Origin of the sequence: Kolteria novifilia (genome assembly GCA_007748055.1) — a bacterium.
GTDB classification, from domain to species: Bacteria; Planctomycetota; Planctomycetia; order Kolteriales; family Kolteriaceae; genus Kolteria; species Kolteria novifilia.
The window spans coordinates 784,386-800,702 of the sequence record CP036279.1; the positions used below are offsets into that span (position 1 = coordinate 784,386).

Consider the following 16,317-nt stretch of genomic DNA (forward strand, 5'->3'; position numbering starts at 1 on the left):
TGCCGCCGATCGCCATCCGATCAGACGCTGTCGACGCTTCGCGAATCATATCAACCCCGGAAGAGGGTTGCCATCCGTGTTTCGGGCCGACGCTCCCGTTCCGGTGAGGCCCCTTGGGAGTACTAGGCTCCGTTGGAGGGACGGACGACGATCCGGTTTTGGTACACCTCGACGACTTTCACCGGAGTGCCCGCGTCGACGAACTCCCCTTGGGCGACGACGTCGAAGTACTCGTTGTCGAGCTCCATCCTTCCCGCGGGGCGAAGTGTGCTCATCGCGACGCCCGTCTGGTTGAGCAAATGGTCGTACTGGGAGGCGGCGCCGGATTCCTCCTCGCCGTAGTACGATGCCTCGGCGTCGTTCTCCTCGACCTGCTCGGGGGGCGCGAGGACCATGTGCCTCAGATAGGGGAACGCTGGCAGGTAGCGAGCCGAAGCGACGGCCGCTCCAGCGAACAGAAAGATCACGCCGAGGATGATCGAGAGGTTCGTCAACATCTCCCAGCTTTCCTCATCGTTGCTCGGAGCGATGAATGACTGGCTCGCCAGTAGCAGCGACCCGAATAGCAGCAGGATCCCCGCGAAACCCGTGATGCCGAATCCGGGGATGACAAAGAGTTCGACCGCGATCAGGATCAACCCAAGCAGGAACATCGTCACTTCCAGCGATCCGGCTTGGTTGCTCAAGAACCGCGACCAGAAAAAGAGGACGAAGCAGATCGTCGCCACCAACCCCCCGATGCCGAACCCGGGCATCTGGAATTCGATGTAGAGGCACGTCAACCCGATAAAGAGCAGCAGGACGGTGCCGCCGACACTCGTCAGTCCGTCGACGAGGGCATCGACCCAGCCTGGTTGCAGGGTCGGGATCGTGCCGCTGATGTCGAAGAGTGATTTGAGTTCGTCCCGCGTCGAGGCCTCTCCCGCGGCGACATCGACCGAAAGCGCGGTCTTGCCGTTCATCGTGAGGGAGATGCCCGCCTCCTTGAGGGGGCCGCGTCGCGCCTTGTCCCACTCGTTGGCAACGACGGGATTCTCAAGCTCGCCGGCTGTCTTGTAGCTGATGAGGTTGGGGTTCGCCTTGTTGCGGACCTCGAAGACACTGACGTTGGGGTCGACGAATCCACGGACGAAGGCTTCGGGATACTTGCCTCCCTTGGACATGTCAACGGCGGAGTCGGCGAGCGCTTGATACTCCTCCTTGCTCGCTTTGGAGATTTCGAACCCACCGATCTCGGCGTCGGGAGCGATGATCAACTCGTCACAGCCGAAGATCGTGTAGGTCGCGACCCCGATCGCCTGCTTGGGAACCCAGGCAACGGTCCGTCCGGGCCACGACTTCAGGGCGTGGGCAATGCCGTCGGCGGCCGCCACCTCGCCGCTGGTGCTATCGATTTGGACGAAGAGGAGGTCCGATCCCTCGGAGCTGGCCTGTTTGAGTCGTCGCAGGAGGTATTGGTGAAGACGTCCGGTGAACGCCCCTTCGAGCTTGACCAAGATCGGCCGGACCGCTTCGACGTAGAGAATATCCTCGGCCGCGGTGCTCTCCGGCAGGCCGTACATCGTGGCGACTTCCTTGCGCGACCCGGCGGTGCCCCGCGCCAGTCCGTAGGAGCGGGCCTGGTCCGCGTCGAGCAGGAGTCGTTGGCCCGCCTCCTTGATGACGGTCGAATCGAGGACTTGGACACCCTTTTTGAATTCGTCGAGCTTGTCGGAGGGCATGAATCGCTTGCCCTGCGGCGTCTTGACCTCGACTAGGCGGATGTCCTTGTTGACCATCCCGAGTGGGATCCAGGTTCCGTGGCCCTTCAGCCGGCCGAAGTCGGCGTAGGCCTTCTCCTCGATCGGCCGGGCATCGACGGGGAGATCGCCGAAGACATCGCCGAGCTTGGCGTCGGGCGCCATGACGATCTCGTCGCAGGCGAGCGCGACCAGGGCTCCGTGGCCGGTGACGGGCTTGCTGACAAAAGCGACGGTGCGCCGGACCTTGCCCCCGAGTTCGGAGATGGCGTTGGCCAAGTCGAGCGAGGCGCCGAAGTCGCTCTTGCCCGCCTGGATATCGAAGACGATGATCTCCGCCCCCTCGCGGACGGCGGTGCGGGTGGCGTTGATGACGCGGTTCTTCAATCCGGAGTCGATCGACCCGCGAATGGTGATCATTCGGCCTTTGGGGCCCTTATTGGCGTCGGCGGGTGGATTGGCATTGGGCGCTTCTTGGCCTAGGGAAATGCCGGCAAACAGGACAAGCGACAGCAAGCCGCTACCGGCCACCAAGGTCCTAACGACGTCGCGAGGCATAGCCGTCCTCCGTGGATGGTGCTTCATCCGTCGGACACCGGGAAAACCTTCAGGCAACGATCCCTCGGACGCCTTCGGCTGGGCGATCCGACGTCGCCGGTGTCTCCCCATTATACTACCCCTCCGCGAAAGTGGTCAAAGCAGCCAGTCACTACTCCTGTCGGCGAAGGTCCTCGGCGACAGGATTGGGTCACGGGCCGGTGGACGAACCTTGGACGACGGGTCCGGCCTCCGTACCCTAACCGATTGTCCAGGATCCCGCCGAATCGCCAAGGGGCGGCTCGCGAGATTCCGCGGCCCACTGACGCGGATGGAAGGATTCCGCGGCCCACTGACGCGGATCGAAGAAATCCGCGGCCCACTGACGCGGATCAAAGGATTCCGCGGCCCACTGACGCGGATCGAAGAAATCCGCGGCCCACTGACGCGGATCCTGAGAGTCCGCGGCTCTTTGAGAGCGGATCGCGGGAATCCGTGGCACCCCAAAAGGTTAGACGAGCGCCCCGCGGCGCCGGTTCACGATCAACGAGGATCGCGATGGAAGTTCGCACGCGCTTTGCCCCCAGCCCGACCGGCTATCTTCACATCGGCGGCGTTCGCACCGCCCTCTTCAATTGGTTGCTCGCCCGCAGACACGGCGGCCAATTCATCTTGCGGATTGACGATACCGACACCGCGCGACACGTGGACGATGCGCTGACCAAGATCTTCGAGGGGATGCGCTGGCTCGGCCTCGACTGGGATGAGGGCCCCGATGTCGGCGGGGCCCACGGACCCTACTTCCAGTCTCAGCGAACCGACAACCACGTCGCCGCGATCACCCAACTTCTGGAGTCGGGAAAAGCCTACCCCTGCGAGACAAGCACGACCGAACTCGACGAACTTCGCGAAGCGGCCAAAGCCGCCAAGCGGCCCTTCGTCTTTCGCGGCCCCAATCGCGACATGTCCGGGAGCGAGGCATTGGCCCTCTGGAAAGAGAAGCAGTGCGCGGTGCGGTTCAAAGTTCCCCAGGGCAAGACGACCGTTCTCCTGGACGCCATCCGCGGGGCCGTCGAGTGGCGGACCGACATGCTCGGCGACTTCACCATCGCCCGGGATGGAGGCAAGCCGCTCTACAATCTCGCGTCGATCGTCGACGACATCGAGACGAAGATCACCCACGTCGTCCGCGCCGAGGAGCATCTTTCCAACACGCACCCGCAGCTCCTCATCGCCGAGGGCCTCGGAGCGCCTCTGCCGACCTTCGCCCACGTTCCCTATGTCGCGGCCCCCGGTGGGAAGAAGAAGCTCAGCAAACGCAACCCGCCCCCCGGCGTGATGGTCGCCCTCGAGGAGTACGAGCAGGCCGGCTACCTGCCCGAAGCGCTCGTCAACGCGCTGGCCCGTCTCGGCTGGTCGCTCGACGATCACACCGAAATCATGAGCCGCCAAACGATCATCGAGAACTTTTCCCTCGATCGCGTCACCAGTGCCCCGGCGGGACTCGACCCCGACAAGATGTACTGGATCCAAGACCAGTACATGACGGCGCTGCCGGCGGACGAGAAGATCGAGCTGATGATGCCGTTCCTCGTCCGCGCAGGGCTCGTCGCCGACCCGCCGACGCCCGAACAGAAAGCGGTCGTCGCGAAGATCGAGAAGGCGTGCGGCGACAGGCTCAAGCTCTTGAGCGACATCATTCGCTATGGGGCGATGTTCCTCCGCGAGGAGTTGGTCATCGATCCCAAGGCGATGAAACACCTGAGGAAACCTGGCGCCGAGGAGGTGCTCGCGAAGCTTCACGCGACGTTCGCCACTTTGGAGCCGTTCGACCTCGCGACCATTGAGGCCGCCGTCAACGACGTGCGCGAAGAGACCGGCGTCGGTGGGAAGATCAACCACTTCCTGCGGGCCTCAACCACGGGCGAGACGGTCGGTCCCGGCGTCTTCGACTGCATCGAGATCCTCGGGCGGGAGAAGGTGCTCAAGAACATCGAGACCGCACGAGAAAAAATCGCCGCCGAAGCGGGTTGATCACGCGCCCGACGTTGTCCAAGAGTTCCCTAGCCGATCAGCAATGAGAGTCCGCTCATGAGCGAAGAAGTGCTCGTTTTCCCGACGCGTTTGCTGGATGAACTCGGGACCTTTCTCGGCTTCTCCGATCGGGTCGAGGAGTATCTGCCGACGTTGCTCGACCCCGAGCACCTTTCGTACATGCCCCGCCCATTGGCCGAGGACGATCCGTCGTTCAAGCAGTTGATCCCCTACGCGGTGTTGCGCTCGGGGGATCAATACTACTGCTACACGCGGGGCAAGGCGGGCGGCGAGAAGCGGCTGCACGATCTTCTGTCACTCGGGGTGGGAGGCCACGTCTCCCGCGAGGATGGCTCCGAGGGTTCGGAAGCCTACGAGGTCGGCTTCGCTCGCGAACTGGACGAAGAAGTCGCCATCGAGAGTTCGTGGACGAATCGCATTGTCGGCATGGTGCACGATGACCGCACGCCGGTCGGGAGTGTGCACTTCGGCATCGTTCACTTGCTGGAACTCGATCAGCCGAAGGTCAGCCATCGCGATCCCTCGCTTGCCGAAGCGACCTTCCGTCCCGCCGAGGACATTCGCGAATGTCTCGATCAACTCGAGACCTGGGCTCGGTTCTCGTTCGAGTTTTTGGAGAGTGCTTCGTTATCGTAATGGTCCATTTCGGCCCAAGTGTCAGGCTTCAGGGTTCCCCTCTCCCCGTGGGAGAGTGAGCCTCTTGTTCCCCTCTCCCCATGGGAGAGTGAGCCTCTTGTTCCCCTCTCCCCATGGGAGAGGGGTTAGGGGTGAGGGGGTTCGTCTTCGCGAATCACCCCTGATTTTCCGAGCCCGAATCTCCCTCACCCGGCTCACGATGTTCGCCGACCTCTCCCCAAGGAGAGGTGAGGAGAACCTGACATCTAGAGATAGATGCACCACTACGGCTGCGTAGACTCGCCTTCCCCGCGTAAGCGTTCCATTCGCTCGGCCACTTCTTTCTCTCTTCCGTGTTCGGTTGGTTCGTAATAGCGAACGGAGACCGACAGATACTCTTGTTCGACGAAGCCACGCGGGTCGTTGTGAGGGTATTGGTAGCCCTCGCCGTGACCGATCTCCTTCGCGCCCGCGTAGTGAGCATCACGCAGGTGTTTGGGCACCGCGACGGTACGGCCCTCACGGACATCCTTGCGGGCGGCGGCGATCGCCGTGGTGGTGGAATTGCTCTTGGGCGCGGTCGCGAGATGAAGGACGCCTTGCGACAAATTGAGCTGGCACTCGGGGAGGCCGATCACGTCGACGGCGCGGCCGACCGCTTCGGCGACCAGAAGGGACGTGGGATCGGCTTGGCCGATGTCCTCGCTCGCGAAGATGATCAGCCGACGAGCGATGAAACGCGGATCCTCCCCCGCTTCAAGCATCCGAGCGAGCCAGTAGATCGCCGCGTCGGGATCGCTGCCGCGCATGCTCTTGATCAGGGCACTGGCGAGGTCGTAGTGCTCGTCGCCGGAGGGATCGTGGACAATCGCTTTGCGCTGGATGGAGTCTTCGGCGACACTCTTGTCGACATGAATCGGCTTCGACTCGGGGAAGCTGTTGACCGCGATCTCCAGCGCGGTCAGGGCTCGGCGGGCATCGCCGTCACACATCACCGCGAGGAAATGGACCGCGTCGTCGGTGACCGTCAGGTCGAGCTTTCCAAACCCCCGCGCCTTGTCCGCGATCGCCCGCTTGAGCACCTGCTCGATCTGCTCGATGTCGAGCGGTTCGAGCATGAAGAGCTGACTGCGGCTGACCAAGGGGGCGTTGAGGGCGAAAAAGGGATTGAGCGTTGTCGCTCCGATCAGCGTGACGGTGCCCTTCTCGACGTCGGGAAGGAGGATGTCTTGCTGCGAGCGATTGAAATGATGGATCTCGTCGACGAAGAGGAGTGTCCGTTCGCCACCGGATCTGAGATGATCCCGAGCTTCGTCAAGCGCCGCACGAACCTCTTTGACGCCACAGCCGGCGGCGTTGAGCTCGGCGAAGCGCGATTGGGAGTGCTGGGCGATGACACGCGCGAGCGTCGTTTTTCCGGTTCCCGGCGGTCCGTAGAGGATGATCGAGCCGAGCCGGCCCGCGAGGAGCATTCGCCGCAAGAGCTTGCCTTCGCCGAGGACCGTTTCCTGGCCGATCACCTCGTCGAGCTGGCGCGGGCGCATCCGTTCGGCGAGCGGTCGGCTCCGCTCGACGTTCTCGCGTTCGATGTCGGCGAAGAGATCCACGGTCGGTCTCCCTGGGTGAACTTCGTGAATGCCACACGTTTCCTTCATGGTACGAGGATGAAGGAGGCTTCACGTGTTCGCGTTGGGAGAAGGGGCGAGCGGACCTTGTTCGTCGGGCGCAACCCACAACCACGGATGGGAATGAGAAAAGGTTGGCCTCCACCGCAATGCCGTCTCGGACCGTGTTTGCGAACCCGCTAACTAAAGTGGGCGACCGCGTGCCCGGCTTTCGGATCCCGTCAGGCGGGCATGCGAGCACCAGGCAATCTTAGGTCCCCAGGCGAGTTCGTTATCGGCTCGACAAAACATGAGTCCTGCTCGAACATGGCAGAGGCCACCACGGTGTCGACACGTGGGTGCATCCAATCTAACATGCTTGAGCTTTCCTTCCAGTCCGTTTTCCCACCTCGTCGCGCCGCGAGGGAATAGCAAGAATCGCATCGACGCTGCAAGCCGGTCGGTACATACTCATAACGAACCGTCTGGAGGCACCTCCCTTGCTCCGCCATCCGATGGACACCTGAAGGAAGAACGCATGAGACGCACCCTCGTGATGCTCGCTCTCGGTTGCATGGCGGCAGTCGCCCACGCGGACCATTTCGACGATCAGACGGTTGGGGACTTGGCGAAAGTGCCCGAAGTCGACTACGCCAAGAAGGTTCCGCAAATTCCGGTGAGCGCCCTCTCGCGGTTGCCCGAGATCCTGGTCGATGGGGATGGCCGCGCGTTTCTGGTGGTGCGCACCGGCGAGGGGAACTGGACAAAGCTGACGCTCAGTTTGGCGAATTGGCCGTTGCTGGCCGAGAAGGGCAAGGACTCCAAGTTCGTCATCGTCCATCGGCTCGTGACCTACCCCTCCGATCAGCGCGGAATCGCCGCCGACAACGAGAACATCTATCTGTTCGACGGCTTCGGGATCGACTTGGAGCTTGGGCAGATTGTCCCCGCCGGCACGAGCGAGGATCTTCGCTATGTGGCGGAGAAGGGGGGACGGCTCGAGCCGGTCGGCGAGACGGAGATCTACCTTCTGGGGAAGGCCCCAAGTCCTCCTTCGGCTCGGACGACGGCCCGATCGGTCCAAGGGCCGGTCAAAGCGAGTGATTTCACGGGGGCCTACCGCTTGGAAGCCGATGGTCGCTGGATGGGCCGCTTGGTGCTCGACGCCGACGACGATGGAGTCCTGAGTGGCTCGTTCGTGTCCGACGAGACAGGACAGACCTATGATGTGGAGGGCAAGATCGGGAACCCGGCCAACCGCGCGACGTTTCGGATCGAGTTTCCCCGGACGACCCCAACGTTCAACGGTCATCTCTGGACGCGAGGACGGACTCGTCTCGCCGGGATCATGACGATGGAGGAACGCCCCTTCGGCTTTGTCGCCGACCGCCTTTCGGAGAAAAAGGGGGAGGATGAAGCGTCGACGGACGGCGGGGACGCGCCTCCGGCGAGTGATGCCGAATGATCTTCCGGGGGGTAAGTCTGGAAAATGCCCGCGAGTCTTGGTTGAGTAGAGGAGCCCGTGAGGTTCACCGAAGGATGTTCTTGTGGAACGTGACCATGAGCGGAGGGAGCCTGAGAAGTCGCCCGTAGCCGATTCCCCGCCGCGAGTCGTCGTGGTCGCCGACCAGGAGCGCGCGTCGCGGCTTCTGCCCGGAGTCGTTCGTGCCGGCAACGTGACGCGATTTGTTCTTCGCGTCTGCGTGGTGGTCAACATGGTGGCGATCCCGGCGGGGATCGTGACGTCGGTGACCAAGGGCGAGCCGTTCTTCGAGGGGCAAGAGGCTTGGGCCGAGTGGGGCACGACGATCTACCAGTCGTCGCAGATCGTTTTGCTGGTGCTCTTCGCGATCGTCTTGCCGGCGTTTTTGGTGTGGGTCTTCGGGGCTTATCGGGTTCTCGGGCCGCTTGGCGCGGTGGGGATGCGGTTCTCGCCGACGAGCGCGGTGCTTTGTTTCCTCGTCCCGATCGCGAATCTCCTACTTCCGATGCTGGTGATGGGAGAGCTCTGGAGCGCCAGCGGGCCGGAGAACCCCGTCGCCGAGCCGAAGAAGTGGCGCGCGTTGCCGACGCCGCAGACGATCCGCTGGTGGTGGTTGGCGTGTGTCGCGTATGTGGCGACGTGGTTGGTGGCCGAGTTACTCCGGCGGGTCACGGCACCACCGCTGATGATCTTCCGCGTGGAAATTGCCGCGAATATGGTGAACTGGGTCGCCGCGGTTCTCCTCCTTCCTCTCATCCACGAGATCAATCAACGGCTGCGAGAACGGATGACGAGAGCCGCGTAGAACGATGATCGGATCGCCAGCTCTTCGCGAAGGAAACACCGGATCGTCCTCGGTCGTAGCGCTATCGCTCCCGACGATCCCGACAAACCGCGGAATGTCCAGAGGTGTCGGCACGGCTGTCCGAATGGAGGGCGGCGCCGACGAGGAGGATTCGAATGACGAACGAGTCGTTCGCCAGTGGAGAAGAACAGTTCAATCCGTTTCAGGCACCGACCGAGAGGAGTAGCCCCGTTGACGCCGGAGTGGCGCGTTTCGAGGAGAACGTCGATCTCGAGCGGGCGCGGGAGCTGTTGCCCGGCGTGATTCGATCGTCGAAGATCACCCGTTTCTTCCTCGCTTTGGTGATTCTCAGTTGTCCCTTCGTGATCGGCGTCAGCGGCTACGCTATCTTCCTTCTTCAGCAACAGGTTGCCGGAGCCGAGATCTCTCCGGAGAGCCAAGCGACGTACCTGATGTCGCTGCTGATTCTTGGGATCTTCGTCGTGGGGACGACGATCCCCTTGGTCATCTCCTACTGCGTCTGGATCTACCGCGCGCATCGGATCCTCCCTTCTCTCGGGGCGGTCGATCTGTCCACTTCTTCCGGGTGGGCGGTAGGCTACTACTTCATCCCGATCATGAACCTCTTCCGGCCCTACCAGATCATGGTGGAGATCTGGAATACCAGTGGCCCCCACAGTGCCTCCTCGAAACCGCAACTGTGGAAGAAGCAAGGCACCAACGCGCTCGTGGGCTGGTGGTGGGGCATGTGGATCTGGACCATGATTCTCGATCGTATGACCAACGTCATGGCGCGACGAATGGAGACGGTCGAGGCCGAGCTCAATCAGGAATATGTCACGGTGCTCTTCGCGATCGCGCGGTTGACCGCGGCCGTTCTGCTCTTCATGCTCATCTCGCGGGTCACCCAACGCGAAGAGCGGCGACTCGAACGCTTGGAGACGGCGCCCGACCCGGTGCCGAGTTCTTCCGAGAGCCCCTTTAACGCGTGACGCGAACGCCGCTTGTTTCCATTTCCGAAGGAACGGATGTGTCGTTGATACCTCATGTGCTGATCGTCGATGACGAAGAGGATGTGCTCGATTCGCTCGTGCCGGGGTTCGTCAGTGATTTCGGACGCCGGCTCGTCGAGAGCGAGGACTTCCAAAAGGCGAACGCCGCCGCGGGCTTTCCGTTGCCTCGGAGCGGTCGGCTCAACATCGCGGTCAGCGCGACGGGCTATCGAAGCGGCAAGCTCGAACGGTTTGCGTATCACCGACCGGTTCATCTCCAGCTTCACCTTTGTTGCGAGAAGGGGGGAAGCTTTCGCCATGTGCTGCGACTGCTCAAGGAGCATTTCGTCGCCGCCGTCGTGTCCGATCTGCGGTTCTCCGACGACGCGGTCGGTTCGCGTGCCGGGCGATACTTGATCGAGGACATTCATCGCCGCAATCCCGACACCTTCGCGGTGCTCTATTCCGCTTACCAGAAGCCGGACGGCTTTCCCGACGATCGCTTCATCCGCAAAGGCTCCGCGGCAAATTTGGCTGGCGAGAAGCTGATCGAGAAACTCATCGAAGGGGTTGGTCTCTATCTTCGCTCGTCATCAATCACTCGGCTGGCGTCGGAACTGAAACGGCGCGGGATCGTCTACCAGTCCGAAGCGTTCGGCTCGATGCTCCGGCGTTTCTCGGACTACTCGGAGCTTTACTTCAGTCGCGAACCAGCCGTCGATCCAGCTCGGCGTCGGCCCCGTCCAACGTTGCTCATCGACGGCGAGACCGGGACCGGGAAGACCGAACTGGCCAACCTGTTGCATCAGCTCTCGCAGCGGCGCGAGTTCCCGTTCGTGCAAGCGACGTGCAATCAACTGACCGACGAAACCTTCCTTCGGTCGATTCTTTTCGGGCACATCAAAGGGGCCTTCTCTGGTGCGACGACCGATCGACCCGGTCTCGTTCAAACCGCGGAGAAGGGAGTGTTGCTTCTCGACGATCTTCACAAGCTCACCGACGGCGGCAGCGCCATCCTGCATTCGTTCCTCGATGACGGTCGCTACTGTCATCTCGGCGAGGACGAAGTCGCCCGCACCGCCGAGGCGGCGATCGTGGGGACCGTCGAGACACCGATCTGGGAAGAGATCAAAGCCGAGTCGCGACTCTCGGAGAGCTTTCTCAATCGCGTCGAGCAGCTTGTCGTTCGGATTCCTCCGCTGCGTGACCGACCCGAGGACATCGCCCATCAGGCGCAGCACTACTGCCGGCTCTTCGGGGACGAAGTCGGTCAAGAGATGGAGCTTTCCGACGAAGCGATCGAGTGGGTGGTCGAGCATGGGCTTCCGGGGGGCAACAGTCGGAAGCTGCGCGATTTGATTCGCGGCTTGGTGACGAGCCATGCCCGCGTGACCGATTATCTCGACATCGTGGAGATGGAAGAGTACGCGGCCGAGATGGGGCTGGTGGCGCCGAAGCCAGTCACGACGTCTTCGGCTGTCCCAGCGTCGCTCGACGACGAGTCGACGGTGGGGACGGTCGACGAGGAGTGGCCGCCGTCGGATGGGGAAGGGTGGTCATTGCGTGTCGTCGAACTGGCGCGAGCCGCGCTAGGGGATCAAACGGGTCTCGAGGGGGACGACCTCGATCAGGTCTGCCGCGCGCTCTTTCTCGAGCGGATGCCGGACTTGTGGCGTAGTTGGCAAGCGGTCGCCGAGAAGGTCGCTTCGCAAGGCGCCGTGGACATTAAGTTGATTGATGAGCTGTTTCGTTACTTCGCGATCTTCCGTGCCGGCAATCCCGCCCGCGCGGCCAAGGAACTCGGGATGAAGGACAACGCCCTTCGCGAGTTCGTCTACAGCCGGGAACAAAAACGCGGCACGCGATAAGAGATCACTCGCAACGCTTGACCGAGCGAGTTCCTCGCTTGGGCCGCTTTCATCGTCCAGTCAACGTTCAACCACCAGTGGCGAACAGGTCTTCATGGGTCCCGATACTGTCATTGTCGTTCACGAGAAGGAACGTCGTTCGAAGTGTTCGGTCGAGCCGCTTCGAGGACGCAAGGGCTTTTCGTTTGTGAGCTATCCGCTGGAGAAACCGGTCGAACTCGCGGGCTACGTTCGACTCGCGATGGAGGGGCCGCGCCTGTCCTTGGAGGATCGGGCGTCGGGATTGCTCGTCCTCGACGCGACGTGGCGGTTGGCCGATCGGATGGAGAGCGCGTTCGCGGAGGTGCCGCCCCGCTCGCTGCCCTATTGGGAGACCGCCTACCCCAGGGTCTCGAAACTCTTGCCCGATCCCGAGGAGGGACTCGCGACGATCGAGGCGATCTACGTCGCGCACTTGATCCTCGGTCGTCCCACCGACGGACTTCTCCGCGAGTATCGTTGGGGAGAACTCTTCCTCGAACGAAACCGCGATCGCTTCTGACGACAGCGCACGCTCAGTTGCCGAAATCGAAGAGGTTGCTCTTCTTGGGGGGAGCCCCATTCTTCGGCGCCGCTTGCTTGGCGGGTGGCTGCTGATTCTTGGGCGGAGCCGCCGCGGGAGCTTGGGGCGCTCGTGGTGTTCCGGGAGCGGCCGGTTGGGTGATGTCGAGTTGGTCGAGTCGACGGCCGACTTCCGCCGGCGTCGGGTTGAGCAAGCCGGCGAGTCGACCGAGCATGATCGCCAACCCGGGCTCCTTCGTCTGGGAACCGAGGTTCACCAAGTCGGTCTCGAGATTCCCCGGAAGTAGCGATCGTCCTGAAAGCTGGATGTTCTGGCAAAGGGCCGCCGCGGACGCGATCCGATTGGCCGCCGGCAATTGCTGGATGAGAACGACTTCGGCGAGCCGGCGTTGGTTGACGTCGGAGGCGAGGTAACCCAAGGCTTGAGCGGCCACCGGACCGAGATTGGGATCGTCGAGCAGTTCCGCGATCGCCGGGGCGGCGGGGGCGACGTTGATCGAAGGCAGCTCTCCGCGAGCCAATCGCAGGAGCGCCTCGATCGCGACCTGACGCTGTTGCTGCCGGACGGCCGCCGGCATCGCTTGCGGCATCGGGTCTTGCATGACGACGTTCATCACCTTGCCCAGTTCCTCACCGGATTGGACTCCTTCGGGAATGGTGGTCACATCGGGATAGCGTCTCGAAAGGGACTCCAAACGGCCGCGCGGATCGTCGGTGATCGGGATGAGGATCGGAATGCTCTGGGTCCGACGATCGGCACGCAGGTTGGCGATCGTGTCGTTGATGCGCCATTGGGTGATCGTTGGCGAGAGTAGGATCAGGTCGACGGGGCCGGCCTGCGCCGCCGTTCGGAACCCTTCGCGACCGTTCGGCTCGTGCCGCGCGGCATAGCCCAGATCCTTGACGATCAACCCATAACGTCCGGAGCGTTCGTTGCTCTCGTCGATGATCAGCGCGATCGGCTCTTGGGTCGTTCCCAGGGCCCGCGTGAGCGTTTCGACGACGCGTTGACGCTTGGGGAACGCCGATTTGGGATGGATCTGAAGGATTGCCATCGCGGCGGCGAATTGAACTTGCGGATCGGGGTAGTCGATCGCCTGAAGCAGTGGTCCCGGGGTGCTCGGCCCGACCGCGACACTCACCTCGTCACCGATCATCCCCAAGTTCTTGACCGCGCCGAGGACGACGGCGTTGGCCTGTTTCTTCTGGCTCGCGTCGCTTGCGCGGTTGGCCCACGCCATCTCTTGCAGCAGGAGTTGGCTCGTCAGCGTCGGGCCCGCGGAAAGCATGTCGCGAATGACGGTGGCCGGGATCGGCTGACCGGCGGTGGTCCGCTGATCGCTCCAAAGAAGCGAAAGCCGCAAGAGCGTCCTCTGAATCTGTTGATTCTCCGGATTGCTCACGAGCGCCGCCTGGGCGGCTTGTACGGCGCGGCGGAAGCGAACTTCCGAGGCCGGAAGCTTCTCCATCACCGGTTTGCCCTGCTTCCACGACCAGGTCTCGATCATCTCGCTGCTGGGAGTGATACCCCCGAGATCATCGGTGTAGCGGAAGAGGGCACTGGCGGTGCTGGGAAGGCTCGAGGGATCGACGCCCCCTATCTCCCCCAGCGCGGTTTTCGCCCGCGCTCGCAGCGTCGCGGGATGTTTCGGATCCGCGAGGTAAAGCCAGAGCCATCGGGCCGACTCGGGGACTCGCCAGCGGGCGAGGACTTCAATCGCGATGCTGGCCAGGCTGTTGTCACCCGACTCGAGCATGGTCGCGACGGCGGGCCAGGTCGTCTTGGGCATTCCCATCAGCGCGGCGATCATGACCGACTCGTCATTGCTCTGCTGCTCGAGGGCCTCGACGAAGTAGGGGATCGCCGCGATCCCGATATTGCGGAGTTGCCCGATCGCGAAGGCTCGCTCGCCCGGCGTCTTCTGGATCTGGGCGAGATAGTGCCGGATGCGGTCGGGATCGTTGTTGTGAGCCCGCGCGGCTTTGCCGGCGACGCGAAGCAGTTCTTTCGCGTCCGGCCCCAGTTCGGGCATCCGCGAGAGACGTAGCAGCAAGTCGGGACCGTATTGCTCTTGGATCGGGACGACCTGGGCTTCGAGATCGGGACGCGCGACCAACGCCTTGAGGTAAGCCTTGGCGCGATCGACTTTGCCGTGGCGTAGCTCTCGATCGACGACGCGCCACAGATCGGCCGTCGTCTCCGGTGGCTGCAGAAAACGGTCGATGCTCGAGGGAGCCCCCGGAACGAGCGTCCGTTCGGCGCTGGGAGGTTGCGCCTGGGCGAGCAACGGGGCGACGAGCATCGCCGACAGCGACGTTCGGAGCAAGAAACGCTTCGTGTTCATCGAGAGGTCTCCCTCGCGGCGCATAATCTCGATGCACCCGCTATGACAGTTCCAATCCGAGACGCTTGCCCCAGATGCGTAGTTGTTTCTCGACCCGCTCGGGAGCGGTCGACCCCTCACTCTGGAACGCCGCCAGCGCCCGTTCGACGCCGAGCGATGACTTGACGTCGTTGCCCTTGCCCGGAGCCAGGGCTTCGAAGAGTTCGAGGTCCAGTTCCGCGAGCGTGCATTGGCGTTCGATCGCTTCGCGAACCAGTCCTCCGACCGCCTCGTGGGCCGATCGCATCGGGACGCCGACTTTGATCAGTTGCTCCATGAGGGTCGTGGCGTCGAGAAAGCCCTCCGGCAACCGCTCAGCGATCGACTCTCGATTGAGCGTCGTCTCGGCGATCAGCGGCTCGGCGAGCTCGAGACACGCGAGCACCGTCTCCATCGCGTCGAACAACGGCGGCTTGTCCTCTTGGAGGTCGCGGTTGTACGCCAGCGGCAACGCCTTGACCAAGACGAGCAGCGACTGCAAGTCGCCGATGACGCGGGCACTCTTGCCACGGATCAACTCGAGGATGTCCGGGTTCTTCTTGTGCGGCATGATGCTCGACCCGGTGCAGAAAGCGTCGGGAAGCGTCAGCACGTCGAACTCGGTCGTCGCCCAAATGATCCACTCTTCCGCCCACGACGAGAGGTGCTCGGCCACCATCGTCAGGACGAAGACGGTCTCGATCGCGAAATCGCGATCACTGGAGACGTCGATGCTGTTGGCCGCCACGCCGTCGAAGCCGAGAGCCTCGGCGACGAACTGACGATCGATGGGCAGCGTGGTCCCCGCGAGCGCCGCCGCTCCCAACGGAAGCGTGTTGAGCCGGGCGCGACAGTCGCGGGCGCGGTCGCGGTCTCGCTGCAATTTTTCCACATAGGCGAGCAACGCGTGGGCGACGAGCACCGGTTGAGCCCGTTGAAGATGAGTATACGCCGGTACAATCACGTCCTTGTACCGAAAGCCCGTGGTCACGAAAGCCCGCTGAACCGCTTCCAAACGGCTATCCAGTAGATCCAGATGTTTTCGGACCCACAGTTTCAGGTCGGTGGCGACTTGGTCGTTGCGACTGCGGGCGGTGTGGAGTTTGCGGCCGGTGTCTCCGACGAGCTCGATGAGCCGGCGCTCGATGTGCATGTGAATGTCTTCGAGCGAGATGTCATACGTGAAGTCGCCCTTTTCGATCTCGTCGCGGATCGTCACCAGCGTCTTGTCGAGTTGGTCGGCTTCCTCGCTGGTGATGATGCCGACGTGGGCGAGCATCGATGCGTGGGCTCGGCTTCCTTCGATGTCCTCGCGGTAGAGGCGGTGATCAAAGCTGATCGACTCCGTGAACTGCTCGACGCGCCGGTCGGTTCCCTCGGGCAGCCTCCCGCTCCATGCCTTACCCATGAAATCCCCTCATTGGTCTGCTTGTCTCGGCCATTGCTTGCTTGTGTCCGGTCGAAAGAGGATGGGTAGTCCCGAAAAAGACGCGGCGCCCGAATCGCGCGCGGGCCTTACGAGGACATCGGCATCCTCCAGCAAGCCTCTATTGTATCCGCGGGGAAAGGGAGAAACATTCCGGCCCAACCGGGTCGCGTCGCAAGACCATTCGCGATAGGTGGACGGCTGGTTGTAGCGATCGAGCCGATTGACCCGAGGAAAGATGTTTTGCGGGACCTCCCCGAGCGTTCCCG

The 16,317-nt window shown here is 62.8% G+C and carries 11 protein-coding genes and 1 other RNA gene; 7 read left to right on the top strand and 5 right to left on the bottom strand.

Features of this window, described 5'->3' with window-relative positions; translation table 11 throughout:
* Positions 1-122: 122 nt before the first annotated feature.
* Positions 123-2,297, bottom strand: coding sequence for an NfeD family protein (locus Pan216_RS02960; RefSeq protein ID WP_145254593.1), 2,175 nt, complete (start codon positions 2,295-2,297; stop codon positions 123-125).
* A gap of 537 nt (positions 2,298-2,834) precedes the next feature.
* Between Pan216_RS02960 and gltX the strand changes: the two genes are divergently transcribed.
* Both gltX and Pan216_RS02970 read left to right on the top strand, forming a co-directional pair.
* On the top strand, positions 2,835-4,310 hold the full coding sequence (gene gltX / locus Pan216_RS02965; RefSeq protein WP_145254596.1) for a glutamate--tRNA ligase: 1,476 nt from the start codon (positions 2,835-2,837) through the stop codon (positions 4,308-4,310).
* A 57-nt stretch (positions 4,311-4,367) separates the two neighbouring features.
* The gene (locus Pan216_RS02970; RefSeq protein WP_145254599.1) at positions 4,368-4,967 is read left to right on the top strand and encodes a phosphoesterase; all 600 of its coding nucleotides are present in this window, start codon (positions 4,368-4,370) and stop codon (positions 4,965-4,967) included.
* A gap of 263 nt (positions 4,968-5,230) precedes the next feature.
* Here Pan216_RS02970 and Pan216_RS02975 read toward each other — a convergent pair whose 3' ends face one another.
* The gene (locus Pan216_RS02975) at positions 5,231-6,553 is read right to left on the bottom strand and encodes a replication-associated recombination protein A (RefSeq protein WP_145254602.1); all 1,323 of its coding nucleotides are present in this window, start codon (positions 6,551-6,553) and stop codon (positions 5,231-5,233) included.
* Positions 6,554-6,706: 153 nt separating this feature from the next.
* A non-coding RNA gene (ssrS, locus tag Pan216_RS02980) (6S RNA) lies at positions 6,707-6,890 on the bottom strand.
* 198 nt (positions 6,891-7,088) lie between these two features.
* On the opposite strand from ssrS, the gene Pan216_RS02985 reads away from it, so the two are divergent.
* The 5 genes from Pan216_RS02985 (at position 7,089) to Pan216_RS03005 (ending at position 12,239) form a co-directional block, all read left to right on the top strand.
* Positions 7,089-8,015 (top strand): hypothetical protein, encoded by a 927-nt coding sequence (locus tag Pan216_RS02985; protein ID WP_145254605.1) that lies wholly within the window; start codon positions 7,089-7,091, stop codon positions 8,013-8,015.
* 82 nt (positions 8,016-8,097) lie between these two features.
* On the top strand, positions 8,098-8,838 hold the full coding sequence (locus tag Pan216_RS02990) for a DUF4328 domain-containing protein (protein WP_145254608.1): 741 nt from the start codon (positions 8,098-8,100) through the stop codon (positions 8,836-8,838).
* Between the two features lie 155 nt (positions 8,839-8,993).
* Entirely contained in the window at positions 8,994-9,830 is an 837-nt protein-coding gene (locus tag Pan216_RS02995) for a DUF4328 domain-containing protein (RefSeq protein ID WP_145254611.1), read from the top strand.
* Positions 9,831-9,868: 38 nt separating this feature from the next.
* On the top strand, positions 9,869-11,698 hold the full coding sequence (locus Pan216_RS03000) for a sigma-54-dependent transcriptional regulator (RefSeq protein ID WP_145254614.1): 1,830 nt from the start codon (positions 9,869-9,871) through the stop codon (positions 11,696-11,698).
* Positions 11,699-11,792: 94 nt separating this feature from the next.
* Complete coding sequence (locus Pan216_RS03005; protein WP_145254617.1) at positions 11,793-12,239, top strand: hypothetical protein; 447 nt, start codon at positions 11,793-11,795, stop codon at positions 12,237-12,239.
* A 13-nt stretch (positions 12,240-12,252) separates the two neighbouring features.
* Here Pan216_RS03005 and Pan216_RS03010 read toward each other — a convergent pair whose 3' ends face one another.
* The gene (locus Pan216_RS03010) at positions 12,253-14,604 is read right to left on the bottom strand and encodes a hypothetical protein (RefSeq protein ID WP_145254620.1); all 2,352 of its coding nucleotides are present in this window, start codon (positions 14,602-14,604) and stop codon (positions 12,253-12,255) included.
* Positions 14,605-14,644: 40 nt separating this feature from the next.
* The gene (gene argH / locus Pan216_RS03015) at positions 14,645-16,030 is read right to left on the bottom strand and encodes an argininosuccinate lyase (RefSeq protein WP_145254623.1); all 1,386 of its coding nucleotides are present in this window, start codon (positions 16,028-16,030) and stop codon (positions 14,645-14,647) included.
* Positions 16,031-16,317 lie beyond the last annotated feature (287 nt).